We start from the raw sequence: 17185 nt of genomic DNA, 5'->3' as shown, positions 1-17185 counted from the left end.
CACAGATGAGAAGTGAGAATTGTAATAATGGTATAGGTTATAGAAAATGGCTATTGGTTTTCTTCCTTGTTATTAGCCTTTACAGCTGTCTTTTTGTTATGAAGGCTTCTGCAGAAAGTATAATCTATGTTCTGCAAGGAAGCGGAAAGGTGTACGACTGGAAGGATGTTATGAGCCGGTATGAGATTTATGGAATGGATTATCAGATAAATCTTACAGGCTATCAGCTTGAAGCAGCAAAAGCATTAACCGCAGATGAAACTTATTCAAAGGCCCAGTCTGATTATCTTACTATTCAAGCTAGGATACAGGAACTCAACCTGGCAAGGGAAAGCCTTCTAAATGCAAGAAATACAGCAGCAGCACAAAGTGTTGAATTAGAGGGGCCAGGAGGTGAGGCTTCAGATAATACAGGATTGACGAATGAGAACCCTGGCGAATCAATCGTAAATAAGTTAGAAGGAATAACTCCTGACTCTCAGATGCAAATCAGTGATATCGATGCTCAGTTGAATGCTATAGAGGCACAACTAGCTTCCTATCAGCAGAGTGCTGCCACATTTTCTAAAAATGCATCAGATGATAAATTATCCAGGGACCTTGCTGCCTTCTATAAAGACTATCAGGGCTTATTAACCCAGGATGGGAAACATAAAGTACTTCATAGTTTTTTGCAAAACTGTCTTAACCTGATGGTAGGTCAGGAGCAGATGAAATACGATTCACTGAATCAGGAGTATATTAATTTACAGAAACAAATTGAAGAAATTAAATATCAATATGGTTATTCCACCAAAGGGCAAGTTGACGAGATTTCCTTAAATCTCTCGGAAAACACCCGGGTATCCGCCCAGAATCAGGAGAATTATAATCTGCTGAATTCTTATATTAAACAAGAGACAGGACTTTCTGAAAGTGATACAATCCAATATAATATAGTATTAAACCACAAGAACTATACGGTAGCAACGGAGATAAATTCCTTTGTACAAAGTACTCCTTCTTATTTACAACTTAAGAATATGGAAACCAGTTATCAAAATTACCTTACATCGGGGGGGATTACAAACACTGCTTATCAGAACCAGATTGGACTTACGATAAAGAGTTATCAATTGCAGGAAGTTCAACTGCAAAGAAAGATAGGGAACTTTGTACGTAAAGCAATAAATTTTTATGATGATTCCTTTCGAAAAATGACATCTATAAAGCAGAATCTAGAGATAGCCGATAACAAATGTAAAGCCATCGAAGAGAGTCAAAAATATAAGAAGGCTTCCAAATTGGAGGTGAAAAAGGCTTATCTGGACAGGCAGTCTGTTAGTTTGAAATATTATAGCAGCTGCATGGAGGTACTGATGTGGGAAGATATTCTGGAAAATAAAATTTATCTGGAAGATGAGTAAAGATGAAAACGGAGGTATTTTCTCTCATGAGCAATAAAAAGCTTATAATAATTATTATTGTATCTGTACTTCTTAGTATACTTATTGTGTTACTAAAAAATAATGGGCAGGGAGTAGATTTTTCTATATTATGCTACGGGCTTATTATGGCTTGCTTTTTCTTTTGTACATTTACTTTGGTATATTATAGTGTAAGAGACTTAAAATATATCATGCTAAAAAATTATAAGATCCATCGCTATTATAATATACCAGAAATAGGGGTAAGAGTATTTCAGATAATAACTTTGGTGCTCTATCTAGTTATTTGTTTGCTCTGTTTTATTCGTAAGGACCTTGCGTGGCTCACACAGTTTGGCCTTAGTTGTAGTTGCTTATATTTTTTCTCATTCTCTATATGCTTTCTATGCATTTATAGTAATGAGGATATTGGCCGGGTTGTAATATCTAACAAAGAAATAGAATATAAAAACATCCTCAATTATAACATAAAAAAATTCAACAATAATGTATCTATTCTTGAGATTATTACAGAAAATAAAAATTATAAAATAAATGCTTCCAAGAAAATGGTAGAAGCTTTCCTCATAGCATATGAAAAAAATAACGGACCTAAGGTTTATTAATTCTTAAATATTAAATGCTACTGAGAGATAACCTTGCATAAAGACATTCAGCATGGTAAAGTGAGTTAAGAACACAATGACAGACTTGACATAAAGGAGATTATATGAATAAAGCAGGTAAATATTTGGGAACAGTACTGCCGCTTTTGTTGGCGTTAGCTATACAGGTATTAGGAGCTGCTTGGATTGGAATTGCTTATTCCGTAGTAAGAATGTTTCAACTGGCTTCCCGGGACGGAGCAGATCTATCCAATGCAGGATTAGATATTGTTACCGAAGTGCAGGATCCCCAGTTTCTTATGGTGATATCGGCGGTATTTGGAATTGTTGGAATTATTGTATTTGGGTTATGGCTGAGGCACCTTAATAGAGGGGATAATACCCGTGTAACAGCAAACCATCTTACGGTAAAACAGACAGGGATTATCATAGTGCTTGGAATCTTTCTTCAGATTGGGCTTTCCATCGTATTAACTGTGATTTCAAACTGGCAGCCCGGCTGGTTCAAAGGATATGGTGAACTGATGGAGAAGCTTGGTATGGGCAACTCGCTGGCTTCCTTCTTATATGTGGGAATCATAGGACCCATAGCGGAGGAGCTGATCTTTCGAGGTGTTACTCTTGGTAAGGCTAAAAGGGTTATGCCCTTTTTTGCAGCCAATATCCTGCAGGCACTTCTTTTTGGAATTTATCATATGAATATCATCCAAGGCACTTATGCTTTTGCTATCGGTCTTTGCTTTGGACTTGTAAGGTTCACTTATAATACACTGAAAGCTTCTATTGCCCTTCATATGTCCGTTAATCTAAGCGGAATTTTTCTAGGTTACATCCTTTCAGATAGTGTACTGCTTAATCCGGTCTCAGGAGGATTGCTATTTGTTGCTAGTGCAGTTGTTATAGCGGCAAGCCTGATATACTTTATCCGCCTCTTAAAGAATGTTGAGATAGAAGAAGAGTTATATACTTTCGAAGAGAACTAACCCATAAAAAAAATTTGTTATCCTTCCGGACTTCGGCTATAATAAAGATAGTAAGTCAGGAAGGATAGTGTGTAATTAAAAGGTATTTTATTTTAATTATATTGCGCAAATGCGTGTCACATGAGGATTTTAATGAGAATACAATTGCCAAAAGATGTGGATTATATTATAAAAGAGCTGCAAAAACATGGATATGAAGCTTATGCGGTAGGAGGCTGTGTAAGAGACGTTATATTGGGAAGAGAGCCGGAAGACTGGGATATCACTACTTCTGCAAGCCCGCAGCAAGTAAAGGAGATATTCCGAAGAACTATCGATACCGGAATCTTGCATGGTACGGTTACGGTTATGTTTGACAAGAATGGTTATGAGGTCACTACTTACCGCATTGACGGGGAGTATGAAGATAATAGACATCCCAAGGAAGTTACTTATACCCCTTATCTTTCTGAGGACTTAATGAGAAGGGACTTTACCATAAATGCCATGGCTTACAATGAGGAAAGCGGAATGGTTGACATTTTCGAAGGGCTTATGGATCTAGAGAATAGGTGTATCCGCTGTGTGGGAAGTGCCGAGAAGCGTTTTGATGAGGATGCCCTTCGTATACTAAGGGCGGTGCGTTTCTCTGCCCAGCTGGGTTTTACAATAGAGGAAGAAACCCTTATGGCGGTTCGCAAGATGGCTGGCCATTTACGCAATATCAGCGCAGAGCGCATAAGAACGGAATTAAATAAGCTTCTGCTTTCACCGAATCCCGACAGGCTCCTATCAGCTTATGAACTTGGAATTACAAAAATTGTTCTATCTGAATTCGATAGGGTGATGGACACAAAAAAAACAACCTATCTAGGAGAAGAACCTCTTGGAAATTATGCACTAAGGTGTTTAAAGATTCTGGAAAATACAGCGGCTGTTTGGAGCACAGATAACGATGAAAGCAGCAGCGTTTATCTGAGTAAAGAAAAAGAACATTTGGTAATCGCCTGGTCGATTCTCCTTCATGGCCTGGCAGCTAATGAGGCGAAAGAAGTTTTAAAACGCCTTAAGTTTGATAACGAAACGATCGATTATGTTTACCGGATGATTACCTGGTATAATTACGAGTTTATATTAACCCCTTACGGAATGAGAAAAGCTGTCAGTAATATTGGAAAGGATTTAATGGACATGCTTTTTTGTATGAGGAAGATTCTCATTCAGGGGGAGGAAGACAGTCTCGATTGTGAAAAAGGAGAAGGTCTTAAACAGGCTCAGAGTCTCTATGAAGATATCCTTAAGCGAAATGAATGCGTGGAATTAAAAAACTTAGTGGTGAATGGTAAGGATCTAATCGAGCTTGGAATTAAGCCTGGAAAAAACATGGGACTGGTATTAAAAGAACTCTTGGAGGCCGTTCTTCGTGAGCCTTCCCTGAATAATAAGGAGAGTCTTAAAAATTTGGCGGTAGAAATAATATTACCCTAAAAATAATTTTGAATCCATAGGATTCCTGTCATGAAAAGCCTCATTATATCATAGGATTAGAAGAGACACCCTATGAAGCGGTGCAATAGTTTGAGTCAGGAGGCTTTCCTATGGAGGATAGAAATCTGGAGATATTTAGACAATATAATATAAAGATTTATAACACATACAGAATCAGGGGGGCATTTATAGCAGAGACGGATAAGGGACTCAAGCTGTTGAGAAGCTTGGAAAGCTCGAAGCCAAGGGTGGAATTTGAGAATACCCTTTTGGAGATTTTAAGTGATTTCCCTTATGTGGATTTATATATGAGAAATAACGCCGGAGAGCTCATTACAGAGGATGGAGCGGGAAATAAGTACCTGCTTAAGAATTGGTATCCGGGGGAAGAATGCAATCTAAGAAATGAGTCGGATATTGCATGCGGAGCCGCTAATCTTGCAATGCTGCACAGTATCTTAAGAGAAGTGCCTCTTTCCGAAGAGCAGGTTAGTAAAAATACCGGACCTGATCTTTTGGAGCTTTTTGATAAAAGAAACCGTGAGCTTAAGCGGGTAAGAAGCTATATCAGAGAAAAGAAAAAGAAGAACGAATTTGAATTGTGCTATATTAATTGCTATGATGAGTTCTATGAGCAGGCTAAAGAAGCAACAAGACTACTCCTTGAGAGTAATTATAAAGATCTCATGCAGGAGGCGAAGGAGCACTGCTATGTCTGCCATGGAAATTATACGTATCATAATATTATAATGGTAAATTCTGCTCAAAATGCAGCAGCTATGCCAAGGACCCGAATAAGGGAAGATCTTATATCAGCTGCGGTTTTTAAAAACAAGCCGACGGTAGAAATGGCAACTACTAATTTTGATAAGGCAAGCATAGGAGTACAAATTACGGATTTATATTTTTATATCCGGAAATGTCTGGAGAAAAATGATTGGGATGTTGATATCGGAAGTATGATAGTAAATTCATATACAGATGTTCTTCCTCTTGATAGGGATGAAAGGAAACTTTTATACATACTTCTCCTATATCCCGAAAAGTTCTGGAAGATTACAAACTTTTATTACAATGGTAAAAAATCCTGGGTCCCTCAGAGAAACATTCAGAAGCTTCTTGGAACGTGGGAGCAGTCCAAGGGAAGGAAGAAGTTTTTGGAATGCCTTGCAAATACCCTGAACTAAAGCACTATAGCTCTTACTGTAGTATTTCTTGAGTTTTTACGAGGTTTGTCTTATAATTAGGAACAGTAAAACATAAAAAGATACCGCAAGCTTGCTTGCGGTACTACTTTAAATAACAGTGTGAATGCGCTCTTGCGATGAGGGATTACTTTGGAAGATAAAAGACCTATTAAGAGAAAACAAAAGAGTAATAGTTTTATATTTCTGCTTTTTGGAGGTTTCCTCCTTATAATGATTGTGAGCTTAGCGGCTTTGCTGCCTAAGTCCTCTGATGAAAACAGTTCATATGATAATGGGCAGAAGACAACAGAGGATACCCGGATGGAAAATAAAAAAGAGGTAACTGCTATTATCACAGGCAGGGATGACATGATGCCTGGCTTTTATCTCCGGAATATCAATGACGGACAGGATTTCAGCCTTACTTTAACGGAAGGCTCTGTTATAATGGACAAGTATGGAAAGAATGTGATGGCAGACAGTCTTAAGATCGGTGATCTGGCAGAGATATCTTATGATGGTGATTCCAACAGCATTGTTGAACTTAAATTATGGGATAAGGCATGGCGTTATGAAGGAATTCAGAACTGGAGTGCAGGCCCCGGGGAAGGAAGCTTTACGATAGCTGACAGGCTCTATCAATACCCTGATTATCTTTTTGTGACGAGAGAGGGCAAAAAACTGACCCTGAATGACCTTGACAAGAGTGATGAGCTAATGGCTATAGGATACGAGAAGACTATTTATTCAATTCTAGTAACGAAAGGGCATGGAACCCTGCGCTTTAAAGATTATGGAGATTTTCTTGGAGGAACTGTTTACATTGGTAAAAGAGAGGTTCTTCCTATTATAGAGGATATGACAGTTACCATTAGAGAGGGAGACTATGATATCACCATGGAAAAGGATGGCTTTACCGGCACGAAATCAGTATCCGTGCTGCCAGGTAAGGAAACTGAGGTAAACATGGGAGAGTTTAAGAAGCCTGCTCCGCAGACGGGTAAGGTTACTTTTCATATATCACCTCTTGGGGCACAACTGTATGTGGATGACCTTTTGGTATCCTATGATATTCCCATTGATATAGAATACGGAGACCACAGTATAAAAGCTACTCTTGGAGGGTACAAGGATTATACCGGAACTCTGAAAGTGAAGGAAGAGGAAAAGGATATATTTATCAAACTAGTGGAAACAGATAATACCAAAGAAGAGAGCAGTGCACAGGAGAATTCACAGACAGGTTCCGGCAAGGATGGAACCAATAACTCCGGAACAAATAGCAACAGTAACAATAATAATACAGGTTCAAATAGTAATTCCACCGGAAATGGCAGTTCGGACAATTCTACTGATAATGGAAGCAATACATCACAGACAAGTAGTAAGAATTATATTTATATCCAGAGCCCCGATGGTGCTTCCGTATATGTAAACGGTGAATTTAAAGGTATCGCACCGGTTAGCTTCCCAAAGACGACTACCGGTCAGCTCTATATTACTTTTATCCAATCCGGTTATGACACTAAGACCTATACTGTTGAAGTAAAAAATGACGGGGAGGATGATAAACTTAATTTTCCTGCCCTGGAAGCTTCCGATTAGATTATGGTATAATCCCGGCTTCCCTGCATAGAATACTGTAAGTAGATATATGCGGAAGTTAGTGTGAATTATTGGTAGACATAATTCACAAACACCGGGAAAGGTAGCAGTTACGGTGAAAGTGCGAATACTCAAAGGAAAAATACACTTGATAAGCTTTTTGCTTATCCTATTTGTCGGCAGCTCTGTTTTCTTAACTGGATGTAAGTCGGATGATACAGGCGGTAAAAAAATTAAGGATTTGGAATTTACGATAGTAGAGGATGCTGATGTGCCCGAACCCCTTATGAAGATAATCAATGAAAAGAAAAAGGAACCTTTTAAGCTTTCTTATTCGGACACTGATAATCTTTACATAGTAGTTGGGTATGGTGAACAGCCTACGGGAGGTTATAGTATCAAGGTAAATGAAGTTTATCTTACAGATAACGCAGTTGTAGTAGATACGGATTTAATTGGACCTGGTGAGAATGAACAGGTTACCAATGCTCTTACCTATCCATATGTAGTTATTAAAACAGAATTTACCGATAAAACTCCAAAGTATAAATAAATAGAAGTAAAAAGGACTGCCGGAAGAGCATTTATATTCAGAGTGCTCAAAAAGCAGTCTTTTTGTGTTAAAATCATAGATTATGTATAAAAATTAATAATAATACTTTTAAAGTATGTGCATTATTCTGGTAAAATTGGGTATAATAGCACCCAGAAGTAAAAAATTAACAAGTCCTATTTACTTTTTACTTAACAATCTATTGTATTTTATATAAACAAGTAGGAAAAACGTCCTGAATTGTCAGAATATTATTTGACATTCACACTATTTCATGCTATAGTTAGATTGTTTCTGTGTTTAATATTTATGTACCGAATTATTGGTTTGTATTATGACCCTTAATATAAAAGGCACACCCATAAGGAGGCTGTTATGATGATGAAACAAGCAGATGTAAGCAAAGTTCGCAGAGAAGTAGTCAGTCACATAGGAAGCAGAGTTAAAATTAAGGCTAACAGGGGCAGAAATAAGATTGACATAACAGAAGGAATTATAACCGAGACCTATCCGAGCATCTTCCTGGTAAAAATAGAAGATGGTTCAGCTGATACATTTAAGACATTATCTTTTAGCTATGCGGATGTTTTAACCAAAGACGTGCAGATGATGTTATGCTAGTTATAGTATGAGTAGCGTAAGATAATACTGCAGAATAGATTTAAATAGAGTAAAACAAGTGGATTTCTGATATTAAGGAATCCCTTTTTTTATGCCTTTCTATGAATTCTTTATTCATAAATATTATTTCTAATGAATATGATATGGTATAAGACAAGGAGGGATATTTTTGTGGAACTGATAAAGAAAAATGTTCATATGAATAAATTAAAATGTCAAACCAGCCTTCAGCTAACACTGGATGACGACTTTAATGTGCCGGATGCAAAGCCTGACATTTATAAAATTATTAAAGAACAAGGCGCAGTTAAAATCAACGATGTAAAAATGTCTAATGGTAAGCTAATGGTAAATGGTTCTCTGCATTTTGATGTCCTTTATCTCAGTGACGAAAACGCAAGACCCTTACATAATATGTCAGGTGAAATTCCTTTTGATGAATTGATTCATTTGGATGAAGCCTGTGCCGGTGACGATGCTGTTGTAAATTGGGAACTGGAAGACCTGACTACAGGTTTAATCAATTCCAGAAAACTAAGTGTAAAAGCAATTGTCTGCCTTACCGTATTGGTAGAAGACCTATACGACGAAGCCACCGCTGTAGGAGTTGAGGGCGACGGAGATATCCAATACCGGAATAAGACAATTACGGTTACCGATGTGGCTGTGGATAAGCGGGATACTTACAGAGTAAAAGACCAAATCCATCTTCCTACCAACAAAGGAAATATTTCAGAGATTTTGTACAGTGAGGTGGAGCTTCGCAATGTAGAAGTTCGGCTATTGGAAGATAAGTTTGCAGTTAAGGGAGAAGTTGTCGTATTTTTTATCTATGCAGGTGAAAGTGAAGATACCCCAATTGATTATTATGAGACGGAGATTCCCTTCAGTACAACCATAGACTGCAACGGCTGCACAGAAGACATGATCGATAACATTACTTTTACTATCAGCGGAAAGAGCCTTGAGGCAGTACCGGATGCTGATGGCGAAGAGCGTATGGTGGACGTAGAAGTTGTGATAGATATGGCTATTAAAATGTACGAGGAAGAAGAACTGGAATTATTAAACGATGTTTACTCACCCTACAAAGATCTGGTTCCTGTAATGAAAGAAGCAAATTATGAAAGCCTCCTGGTTAAGAACAACAGCAAAGTACGTGTAAATGACAGAATTCGTGTTGCTGCCGGGCAGCCTGAGATTCTGCAGATATGCCATGCCTCGGGGGATATCAGGCTGGATGATCTGGAAGTAACAGATAGCGGTCTTGAAGTAAGCGGAGTGATGGAAGTTCAGATTCTCTACATCTGCCCGGATGACAAGAGACCTTTAAACTCCATAAAAGGGATCATTCCATTTAACCAGACCATTGAAGCCAGGGGAATAAGGCAAGACAGTATCTATCGTGTAAAACCCTCCTTAGAGCAGCTTAGTGTTATGGCTCTTGACGGCGAAGAAATGGAAGTAAAAGCCGGAATTGGTTTAAGTTCCATTATTTTTAATTCCTTGACGGAACCTATTATTGCGGATGTGGAAGAACACGAACTGGATTATGATAAATTAAAAAGTATGCCTAGCATGGTAGGTTATGTGGTTAAAAACAACGATAGTTTGTGGAGTATTGCGAAAAAATACTATAGTACAGTGGATAAGTTAAAAGAATTAAATGACCTTGCAGATGAAAATGTAAGACCCGGAGATAAATTATTAATAACCAAACGGGTAGATAAAATGATTTAATCACAAGCCTCAAATAATATAGGAGCTGCCGCATAATGATGCGGCAGCCCTTACTATTTCCTATGTAGAGAATTTATGCTATTGTTTTTAGTTTCGGATTATGTCAGTTATTTCGATTCCGCAGGAGGGTTCTTCCAGTTGTTCAGCTTTTCTAATGTGGCATCCAAAGTCTTTTTACAGATATCAGGAAGTTCACCGCCCCATACTTTTGTTGCCTGCTCAAAGCCGGTCTTTACAGCTTCAATAAGGGAATCTGCCTTCTCAGGGTCGCTTCCGGATAAAGCCTTGGCGAATGAGACAAGCCTGTCAGAAGTCTGCTCAACACCCCAGTAGCCATCTTCCGCAATATCTGCCTGGGCCTGCTTAGCTGTTTCTTCATCCACAGAATATTCTTTACTCTGGAGAAAGTTCCACATACCGGCAGCATCAAAGGTTTTTCCCTGGGAGAGCATCATCTTCTGGACAAGGTCCCTAAGCTGATCACTTCTCTTTTGAAGATCTTCCTTTAGGGCTTTGATAACGGCGGTGTTAGGTTCTTTGGTCTTGGTACTGTCAGTACTGCTATAAGAGTCACCGGATGCTTTTGCAGATGATTCATAAACATCGGCAAAGCTGGAAGTAGATTTAGAGGGAGCTTTTTCGGTGGACCTCACAGATGGGATATAAGTAGCTGCTGTAATTCCTTTTACATTCATAATATGCCTCCTTGCAACCAACGCGCCGCAAATATGGGCGCCAGAATAAATTTGTGCAGAAAAAATCGTTTTATCATTTTCCTGCTAAGTTCCATATTACCAACGCGCCGCAAATATAGGCGTCAGAACAAATTTGTGTAGGAAAAATAGCTTATCATTTTTCCTATTAAGTTTCATGCTGCCAACGCGCCGCAAATTTGGGCGCTAGAACAAATTTGTGTAGGAAAAATAGCTTTATCATTTTTCCTACTAGGGTGGTAATATAAGCCAAATAACCGCTTACCATTAATATCGGAAGATTATGAGAAAATAATGAGGTTTTTCAAAGACAAAATAACCTTCCGCTCAAAGTATGAAAATTTGAACCGCAGGTATTAGAATTCATATAAAAAGAAAAGCAAAAGCTCTACAAAATTAATAGCTTATGATAATTTAAGTCTTGGCTGGTACAGGCCTGTTAAATATACCTGTTTCCCAAGGTTTCCGGTTTTAAATTGATAAAATGAGCGTTCTGCCTTCTCTTTACTATCATAAAGTCCAAAAACAGTAGGACCGCTTCCGCTCATTAGGGAAGTAATAGCACCGGAAGCCATTAGTTGTTCCTTAATCTGCCCGATTATAGGGTAATCCTTTACCGTAACTGTTTCAAGAACGTTGTCAAAATGACTTACGGCCTCTCTTAAGTCATTGGTTTTAATGGCAGAGACAATAGCGTCTATGTTTGGGTGCTTAACCGAATCATTTAATTTCAGGTTCTCATAGACATATCGGGTGGATACGTTAATTCCAGGTTTAACAATCAGTACATAACAAAAGGGGAAAGGAGGGAGTGCCGTCAGTTTTTCACCAATTCCTTCCGACAATGCGGTACCTCGCATAAGACAGTAAGGTACATCTGCACCAAGCTTAAGACCCAGAGCCATCAACTCCTCTTTGGGAAGATTCAGATGAAAGAGCCTGTTTAAACCATAAAGCACGGTTGCAGCGTCACTGCTTCCGCCGGCAAGGCCTGCGGCAACAGGTATCTTTTTGTCCAATATGATATGGACACCCTGGCTTATTTGGTAGGTATTCTTAATCAGTGCTGCAGCTTTGTACACCAAATTATTTTCATCTACGGGAAGATAGGGCAGGTTTGTTTTTACTGTTATTGAGGTGTTATTCGTCCGGAGAATAGATACTTTATCATATAAACCAATTGTCTGCATAATCATACGGACTTCGTGGTAACCATCTTCTCTTTTTCTTATTACATCTAGGCCAAGGTTAATTTTTGCATATGCTTTCAGCTTAATGGAATTCATGGATACTCCTTCTGGTGTGAAAGTATTATAGATTCGAAAATCATGTTATTCTATTATAATCTTAGAAAAAGCACAATGCAAGAAAGGCATACAAAAATATTAACAAACAGGCAAAAACATATGGGCAAATAGAATCAATGACCATCCTTAGAAGCAGTCTTCTTTGAGAAATAATCCTTAATTGTCTCAAATAATTTGAATTTAATTTTTATTTCGGCTTTTTTATCAGAAAAGACAGAGTTGTACTCATCTTCTGATAAGACTTGTTTTAGCTGTGCCTTAGATTCTTTTGGGACAACGCTGTAGGTAGCATCTACGAAGCAGAGAGGAGGATACATAATACACCACCAATTCTGGCCCGCAGCTTTTCCTATTTCAATTCTTAAGGCTTCATACTTTCCCGGGGGAAGGGTGAGGTCACCATAGACCTTTAAGGGAAAATATCCTTCTTCCAGGGAGGCAGTAACGGTATAATGATAACCGTTATCTTTGATTACTTTTTCTGCCAGTGCTTCAATGCTGTCTAATTTGACACTGACAAGTTCTTTTGCGGTACTGATATCCGTGACACCGGATAATACCGGATAAAGGCTTGTGGTCACTGCAGATTTTACTTTTAACTTTAAGGCCTGGTCTTCGGTAGAATCACTGTTGGCAATAACGTGAAAACGCAATATTTCAGATGCAATATCCTTTTGCATAGCTTCAGCGCTTTTGGTATAACTGTCATTTAAAGCTCTGACAGATAAGAAAATACAGATTAAACATAATACGAAAGACGCCAGTATATTTCTTAAGTTTCCCTTATCGGATAGAATGATTTTCATATGTAGAAAAAATGAATTCCTGGTATTTTTCTTCCAGTTAGATAATAAAATATGAAAGTCTGGTTGCTTCAACGATTATCCTCCTCTATGTATAGATACATCAATGTATAATTTCTTTTATTTAAGTATAGGCGGGGAAGAGAATATTTAAACAAAAGAAGTGAAAAGAATAAAAACCTTGCGATTTATAAAAAGAAAGAGTAGAATAAAAAAAGCTATAAGTATAAAATAGATATAACAATGCTTATTTTTTGTGCCGGCACTGAAAAAGGTGTGGTGATTTGTGCATAATATCTATATTTTGTAATATCAAAATGAATATAAAAGAATAAAGATAGATTTGAACTTCCTTATGTATATGTAGGTTACAAAATTGTGCCTGTTGCCAAAAGCAGCAGGTATTGGAAAGGATATTAATATGAATAAAAAAACAGTTGCAGTGCTGTTCGGAGGTCAGTCCTCTGAGCATGAGGTATCTTGCGTTTCCGCTACTACCGTTATAAGTAATATTAATGCAGATATATACCAGATTCTCATAATAGGTATCACAAAAGAGGGAAAATGGCTGAAAGTTAGTAATACGGAAGAGATAACTTCCGGTACTTGGAGAAATAATACGGAAACCGCCGTGCTTTTACCGGATGCTTCCTTGAAGAGTGTTTTACTGTTAAATGGTAAAGTATCAGAACTTGTGAAAATAGATGTTGTTTTTCCAGTGCTTCATGGCCTTTATGGAGAAGACGGAACTGTGCAGGGCCTTTTAGAGCTGGCTAAGATACCGTATGTAGGATGTGGTGTGTTAGCTTCTGCCGTATCCATGGATAAATTGTATACCAAAATAATCGTAGACAGCATCGGTATCAGACAGGCAAAATATGTTGCAGTTATGAAGAAGGATCTGACTGATATGGAGGGAGTTGTAAAAACCATTGAGAATGCTCTTTCCTATCCGGTATTTATTAAACCTTCCAATGCAGGTTCTTCCAGAGGTATCTCCAAAGCCGGAACAAAAGAAGAGCTGATTAGCGGTTTAAATCTTGCCGCAGAGCATGACCGCAAAATATTGGTAGAAGAGACGATTAACGGTCGTGAAGTAGAATGTGCAGTCCTTGGCGGCAATGAACCGAAAGCTTCCGGCGTGGGAGAAATTGTTGCAGCTGCAGATTTCTATGATTATGATGCAAAATATAACAACGCTGAATCTAAGACGATTCTCTCTCCTGAATTACCGGCAGGTGCAGCGGAAACAATCAGAGATTATGCCTTAAAGATCTTTAAGGCAGTGGACGGACATGGTTTGTCCAGAGTAGACTTTTTCGTAGATAGAAGTACCGGAGAAGTGATTTTTAACGAAATTAATACCATGCCCGGCTTTACCTCAATCAGCATGTATCCCATGCTTTGGGAAGGCAAAGGAATCGGGAAGCCTCAATTGGTTGAAAAATTATTGCAGCTTGCCTTTGCCAGATCAGTTGAAGCAGGAGGAGAAAGAGATGCCTTGTAACGCACCTATCGGTGTATTTGATTCCGGCATCGGAGGACTGACGGTAGCGAGAGAAATTATGCGCCAGATTCCGGATGAAACAATAGTCTATTTCGGAGATACCGCAAGAGTTCCATACGGAAGTAAATCACAAAAGACCATTATTGCCTATTCCAGGCAGATTATAAAATTTTTACAGACAAAGGACGTTAAAGCTATTGTTATAGCTTGTAATACAGCAAGTGCTCTGGCCCTTGAAACAGTAGCAAAGGAAGTATCCATTCCGGTAATCGGAGTGGTGAAACCGGGAGCTAAAGTGGCTTCCATGACAACCAAGAATGGTAATATCGGTATCATTGGTACAGAGGGTACAATTAACAGCGGTATTTATAATACTTATATCAAGGAACTGAATCCGGAGGTCAGAGTTTATGGGAAAGCATGTCCCTTATTTGTGCCCCTGGTGGAGGAGGGATGGCTGACCGACCCGGTAACAGTAGAGGTAGCCAAAAGATATATAAGCAGTCTGCTAGAAATTAATATTGATACGCTGGTACTTGGCTGTACACATTACCCTCTTATCAGAAATATAATCGGTTCCATTGTAGGTGAAGATGTAAGGCTAGTAAACCCGGCATATGAGACAGCTATTGAACTAAGACAGGTTCTTATACAGGCTGGTCTTGAAAATATAGGCCCACACAAAGAGCATAAGTTTTATGTAAGCGACGGAGCGGATAAATTCAAACGTTTTGCCAACACGATACTTCCCTGTGATGTGGTTGAGACAGAAGACGTTAATATAGAGAGTTTTGCAGATTCGTTGGGGCACTTTTGATTTGAATCCGCGCCAAAGCGCGCCACCTGGAGGTTTTCATGAAAAAAGATGTATTGGTTTCCATATCCGGACTTCAGTACGAGATTGATAAGGACGAGCCTATCGAAGTAATATCCATAGGACAGTATTATAATAAGAACGGAAAGCATTATATCTGTTATGAAGAGATACTGGAAGATATGGAAGGTATAACCAGCTGTACGGTAAAAGCTGCAAATGAGCAGATAGACATTATTAAAAGAGGCTCCAATAATGTCCATATGGTATTTGAGACCGGAAAGAAGAATAGTACCTTTTACAATACTCCTTATGGAGACTTGCAGATTGGTATCTATACTACAAAGATACAATTGGAGGAAGAGGAAGACAAATTGTCACTTCTGATTCATTATAGCCTTGATATCAATTATTCCTTTGTAGCAGATTGCCAGATACAAATGAAAATAACATCAAAGAAGCAATAAAAAAAGAACCGCCGTATTTGTTAAAATACGCCGGTTTTTTTTTAGGAATTTCCCTTTTTTACAAATTTGCTTGTAAGTCTTGCAAATAATTTTTTCTTTTCAGGCTTTACGTCCAAATTAGCACGTAATCCCTTTACATCCATGATATAGATACCGTTCATAACGGCCTTCACTTCCTTTTTTACAGGAATGAGATCGAAAATCTTATCATCGCACATTAAATTCATAATCTTAGGTCCGATTTTTGCTTTCACAATAGGAACCTTTGAACGGCGCAGATACTTGGGAGTCTGATCCACAACAATCTTTGGCAGATCGGCTTCCGTTAGTTTTATGCGCTTTTTATCTATTACTAAAATAGATACTGATTGTGCGCCTGCCCTCATCTGGGCTTGACCTTCTTCAGATCTTTTCTGGAGCTTTCTTCCGTAGATGGAAAGGACGATGAGTGCCGCAAGAACTACAACCAGAACTACAATTAATATTATCCAACCAGTGCTCACATTCTACCTCCTTCCCCGAAATTTGCAATGGATTTATTGTATCATTATTTGTGGAAAAGTTCAAGAGATTAAACAAGCCCTTCTTCATTTTTCTGAAGCATTGTCCGAATGATATTCTGAACATGGGACCCAAGGAATTTACGCTCTTCTTTGGTTAATGTATCAGGATAAACCGGTGCTCCGTATTCAATTGCCACATGGGCTTTTCTAATCCAGGGAAAGTGGTTTTCGAACAGGTTGTCTGTATTGGTAATTGCTACCGGGATAATAGGGCAAACAGCCTTTTCTGCTATCTTTAAACTGCCTTCTTTAAAGGGGAGCATTTCTTTGCCGTGGTTTCTGGTTCCTTCCGGTGAGATAAAGACAGAATAACCCTGTTTTATCATATCAACTCCGGTAAGTATCATCTTAAGACCTTCTCTGGGATTATCCCTGTCTAAGAACAGGCAGTTCAGGTACTTCATCCAGACCCTTAGTATTGGAATTTTCTTGATCTCCTTCTTAGCTACAAAACCTGTTAGTGTGGGTACCGTGGTGTAACCAAGAACAATATCGAAATAGCTGCGATGGTTAGAGACATATAATACAGCAGTATCCTTCGGAATATTTTCAAGACCTTTTACCTCACAGCTGGCGCCGCTAAGGAAAAGTACCACACGAAAGGCCCATGAAACAATCCTTTGGGAAGACGCAACCTTCTTTCTGGGATTGATTTTGCCAAGCAGCATTTCGTATAGGAACAAAGGGAGACTGACAATAAAAAATACTAGTAAAAACAATACGGTGATTAAGGTTCTCATAAACCCTCCTGTGATGGTTTCGTTATAATCATTATATCATATGAAGGTAGTTTGCTCAATTAAATTAGATGTATGTTAAACAT

General features: G+C 38.5%; 16 protein-coding genes. 11 read left to right on the top strand and 5 right to left on the bottom strand.

Annotation, left to right across the window (positions count from 1 at the left end; genetic code table 11):
* The first annotated feature begins 5 nt into the window (after positions 1-5).
* The 8 genes from bsdcttw_RS24280 to bsdcttw_RS24245 all read left to right on the top strand — a co-directional run bounded on the left by bsdcttw_RS24280 (position 6) and on the right by bsdcttw_RS24245 (position 10188).
* Complete coding sequence (locus tag bsdcttw_RS24280; protein WP_185257330.1) at positions 6-1406, top strand: GumC domain-containing protein; 1401 nt, start codon at positions 6-8, stop codon at positions 1404-1406.
* Positions 1407-2136: 730 nt separating this feature from the next.
* Positions 2137-3015: a CPBP family intramembrane glutamic endopeptidase gene (locus bsdcttw_RS24275; RefSeq protein WP_185257329.1), complete on the top strand. Its 879-nt coding sequence runs from the start codon at positions 2137-2139 to the stop codon at positions 3013-3015.
* A gap of 132 nt (positions 3016-3147) precedes the next feature.
* Positions 3148-4482: a CCA tRNA nucleotidyltransferase gene (locus bsdcttw_RS24270; RefSeq protein WP_185257328.1), complete on the top strand. Its 1335-nt coding sequence runs from the start codon at positions 3148-3150 to the stop codon at positions 4480-4482.
* Between the two features lie 110 nt (positions 4483-4592).
* Positions 4593-5669 (top strand): protein kinase family protein, encoded by a 1077-nt coding sequence (locus bsdcttw_RS24265; RefSeq protein WP_185257327.1) that lies wholly within the window; start codon positions 4593-4595, stop codon positions 5667-5669.
* A 150-nt stretch (positions 5670-5819) separates the two neighbouring features.
* The gene (locus bsdcttw_RS24260; protein WP_207726466.1) at positions 5820-7274 is read left to right on the top strand and encodes a PEGA domain-containing protein; all 1455 of its coding nucleotides are present in this window, start codon (positions 5820-5822) and stop codon (positions 7272-7274) included.
* Between the two features lie 148 nt (positions 7275-7422).
* Positions 7423-7827, top strand: a complete 405-nt coding sequence (locus bsdcttw_RS24255) for a protease complex subunit PrcB family protein (RefSeq protein WP_225903745.1) — start codon at positions 7423-7425, stop codon at positions 7825-7827.
* A gap of 375 nt (positions 7828-8202) precedes the next feature.
* A complete protein-coding gene (locus bsdcttw_RS24250) occupies positions 8203-8448 on the top strand; it encodes a Veg family protein (RefSeq protein ID WP_225903744.1) in 246 nt (81 codons plus the stop codon).
* Positions 8449-8619: 171 nt separating this feature from the next.
* Positions 8620-10188 (top strand): DUF3794 and LysM peptidoglycan-binding domain-containing protein, encoded by a 1569-nt coding sequence (locus bsdcttw_RS24245; RefSeq protein WP_185257325.1) that lies wholly within the window; start codon positions 8620-8622, stop codon positions 10186-10188.
* 107 nt (positions 10189-10295) lie between these two features.
* Here bsdcttw_RS24245 and bsdcttw_RS24240 read toward each other — a convergent pair whose 3' ends face one another.
* From bsdcttw_RS24240 to spoIIR, 3 genes are all read right to left on the bottom strand, one after another.
* Complete coding sequence (locus bsdcttw_RS24240) at positions 10296-10883, bottom strand: hypothetical protein (RefSeq protein ID WP_185257324.1); 588 nt, start codon at positions 10881-10883, stop codon at positions 10296-10298.
* Between the two features lie 422 nt (positions 10884-11305).
* Positions 11306-12187 carry a 4-(cytidine 5'-diphospho)-2-C-methyl-D-erythritol kinase gene (ispE, locus tag bsdcttw_RS24235; RefSeq protein ID WP_185257323.1) on the bottom strand — a complete coding sequence of 294 codons (882 nt, stop codon included), beginning with the start codon at positions 12185-12187 and terminating at the stop codon, positions 11306-11308.
* Positions 12188-12321: 134 nt separating this feature from the next.
* On the bottom strand, positions 12322-13086 hold the full coding sequence (gene spoIIR, locus bsdcttw_RS24230; RefSeq protein WP_185257322.1) for a stage II sporulation protein R: 765 nt from the start codon (positions 13084-13086) through the stop codon (positions 12322-12324).
* Positions 13087-13432: 346 nt separating this feature from the next.
* Between spoIIR and bsdcttw_RS24225 the strand changes: the two genes are divergently transcribed.
* Genes bsdcttw_RS24225 through bsdcttw_RS24215 form a run of 3 tightly spaced genes read left to right on the top strand, consistent with a single transcriptional unit; the run spans position 13433 to position 15799 of the window.
* Entirely contained in the window at positions 13433-14518 is a 1086-nt protein-coding gene (locus bsdcttw_RS24225; protein ID WP_185257321.1) for a D-alanine--D-alanine ligase family protein, read from the top strand.
* Positions 14508-15335 (top strand): glutamate racemase, encoded by an 828-nt coding sequence (murI, locus tag bsdcttw_RS24220; RefSeq protein WP_185257320.1) that lies wholly within the window; start codon positions 14508-14510, stop codon positions 15333-15335. The genes bsdcttw_RS24225 and murI overlap by 11 nt, the downstream gene beginning before the upstream one ends.
* 38 nt (positions 15336-15373) lie before the next feature.
* Positions 15374-15799, top strand: a complete 426-nt coding sequence (locus bsdcttw_RS24215; protein ID WP_185257319.1) for a DUF1934 domain-containing protein — start codon at positions 15374-15376, stop codon at positions 15797-15799.
* 41 nt (positions 15800-15840) lie between these two features.
* On the opposite strand, the gene bsdcttw_RS24210 is transcribed toward bsdcttw_RS24215, so the two are convergent.
* Positions 15841-16302: a hypothetical protein gene (locus bsdcttw_RS24210; RefSeq protein WP_185257318.1), complete on the bottom strand. Its 462-nt coding sequence runs from the start codon at positions 16300-16302 to the stop codon at positions 15841-15843.
* Between the two features lie 68 nt (positions 16303-16370).
* A complete protein-coding gene (locus bsdcttw_RS24205) occupies positions 16371-17102 on the bottom strand; it encodes a lysophospholipid acyltransferase family protein (protein WP_185257317.1) in 732 nt (243 codons plus the stop codon).
* Positions 17103-17185 lie beyond the last annotated feature (83 nt).

It is taken from the genome of Anaerocolumna chitinilytica, assembly GCF_014218355.1.
Classification (GTDB): domain Bacteria; phylum Bacillota; class Clostridia; order Lachnospirales; family Lachnospiraceae; genus Anaerocolumna; species Anaerocolumna chitinilytica.
The sequence above is the reverse complement of the archived record's forward strand: the minus strand, read 5'-3'. Positions and strand labels throughout refer to the sequence as shown.

Excerpts from the sequence above, each read along its gene's own strand:
- bsdcttw_RS24280 (WP_185257330.1), top strand. The coding sequence starts at position 6 with ATGAGAAGTGAGAATTGTAATAATGGTATAGGTTATAGAAAATGGCTA.
- bsdcttw_RS24275 (WP_185257329.1), top strand. The coding sequence starts at position 2,137 with ATGAATAAAGCAGGTAAATATTTGGGAACAGTACTGCCGCTTTTGTTG.
- bsdcttw_RS24270 (WP_185257328.1), top strand. The coding sequence starts at position 3,148 with ATGAGAATACAATTGCCAAAAGATGTGGATTATATTATAAAAGAGCTG.
- bsdcttw_RS24265 (WP_185257327.1), top strand. The coding sequence starts at position 4,593 with ATGGAGGATAGAAATCTGGAGATATTTAGACAATATAATATAAAGATT.
- bsdcttw_RS24250 (WP_225903744.1), top strand. The coding sequence starts at position 8,203 with ATGATGATGAAACAAGCAGATGTAAGCAAAGTTCGCAGAGAAGTAGTC.
- bsdcttw_RS24240 (WP_185257324.1), bottom strand. The coding sequence starts at position 10,883 with ATGAATGTAAAAGGAATTACAGCAGCTACTTATATCCCATCTGTGAGG.
- ispE (WP_185257323.1), bottom strand. The coding sequence starts at position 12,187 with ATGAATTCCATTAAGCTGAAAGCATATGCAAAAATTAACCTTGGCCTA.
- bsdcttw_RS24225 (WP_185257321.1), top strand. The coding sequence starts at position 13,433 with ATGAATAAAAAAACAGTTGCAGTGCTGTTCGGAGGTCAGTCCTCTGAG.
- murI (WP_185257320.1), top strand. The coding sequence starts at position 14,508 with ATGCCTTGTAACGCACCTATCGGTGTATTTGATTCCGGCATCGGAGGA.
- bsdcttw_RS24215 (WP_185257319.1), top strand. The coding sequence starts at position 15,374 with ATGAAAAAAGATGTATTGGTTTCCATATCCGGACTTCAGTACGAGATT.
- bsdcttw_RS24205 (WP_185257317.1), bottom strand. The coding sequence starts at position 17,102 with ATGAGAACCTTAATCACCGTATTGTTTTTACTAGTATTTTTTATTGTC.